We start from the raw sequence: 1,352 nt of genomic DNA, 5'->3' as shown, positions 1-1,352 counted from the left end.
CACTAGTGTCTCTTAAAAAGTGTTAATCAAATTCGAGGTCAAGAGTTGGATGGCAATTTGCTATTTGTGCTGGCTCCGGTTCTGGAGTCAACAAGTCCTTGATATGCTCCTTGACAAGCAGGGAGCTGCCGAGGATTCTCATGACTTCGTAGATGTTTCTTTCAAGTTTCATTTTATGTTCGATTATTGCGACAACGCAGTAAGTGCATATAGCCGCATAAATTTGTATTCTGACGGATGTCTCGGAATTACCCCAGAATGTGGTGACTCTAAGGTGCTGTTTGATCCATTTGAAGAAAAGCTCCACCTGCCATCGGTTCTTGTAAAGGAACACAATCTGTTCGGCAGACAGGAAGAAATTATTTGTGTAAAAAACAAAACTTCTCTTCAGGTCAGGGATATACGCTACAATACGTCTAATCCGGGAAGGGTAATTGGATGCATTGCGTCTACCGGTAAACCTTACGGTATAATCTTGAAGAATGTTTCCATTCTCGGGCATGTCCAGACCATCCTCGACAATGAACTTCGGCTTAGCCTTCTCTCTTATGACAAAGAAGGCTCCAAGTTCCTCAATCTTATGAAGCCTATCCAAGTCCCAGTATCCACGGTCGAAGATATAACCGGCCAACGGTTCATAATCAATGATACCCATCGCATTTACATCATGAACCGAGGCATTGGTGATGTTTATCATAACTGGAATCTGCGTCACTATATCAAGTTGGGTATGCAGTTTAATGCCGGACTTGGTGCTTCTGAACTTTGCCCAGTCATAAACACTCATGCAAAGGTCAATCGTGGAGGAATCGAACGCATAGAACTTGCCGCCGATACAAAATTCCCGGTCTATACGGGCTTCCTGAGCCAGCACAATCATATGGTTGGCGAACTCCTCGAACACACGCCAATCACGATTGGTATTGCATCTGGAGAGAATATTACGGTCTACCGCTTCTTTGCCAAATCCGAGATGAAAGGATTTCTTGCGATGTGCTGTAGTGATATCCGAGAGTTCACGGAGACTTCGACATCCGAGCAGTTGACCGAATATAAGGACAAGCAACTGTCCCCAATAAGACAACTGCCATCCGAGGGTTCTGTCCTCAACCTTATTTTTGGTACGATGCTCCATGATTCTTTCAAATTTGCGTTTTGGCAAAAAGTCAACAATCTGGCTGAAAATGTATCGTTCTGCATTCATGAAAAATTGGGGAACCGAGTTTTAAGGCTCCAACCCCAATATAATCATTTGAAAAGTGCGACAAGGTTTGCAGGCCAGAAAATCGCGTAACCAACATGAATACAGAGTTTAACAATTTCGCATTAACAGATTTTAAGAGACGCCAGTG

Annotated in this window: 1 protein-coding gene; it reads right to left on the bottom strand. The window is 43.4% G+C overall.

Features of this window, described 5'->3' with window-relative positions:
• Nucleotides 1–22 precede the first annotated feature (22 nt).
• Nucleotides 23–1,204, bottom strand: coding sequence for an IS4 family transposase (locus JX312_RS13695; RefSeq protein WP_239653936.1), 1,182 nt, complete (start codon nucleotides 1,202–1,204; stop codon nucleotides 23–25).
• Nucleotides 1,205–1,352 lie beyond the last annotated feature (148 nt).

The sequence above is a fragment of the Barnesiella sp. CU968 genome (assembly GCF_905219685.1).
In the GTDB taxonomy this organism is placed as follows: Bacteria; Bacteroidota; Bacteroidia; order Bacteroidales; family Muribaculaceae; genus Lepagella; species Lepagella muris_A.
Note: the sequence above shows the minus strand (reverse complement) of the source record. Positions and strands in the feature narration are given on the sequence as shown.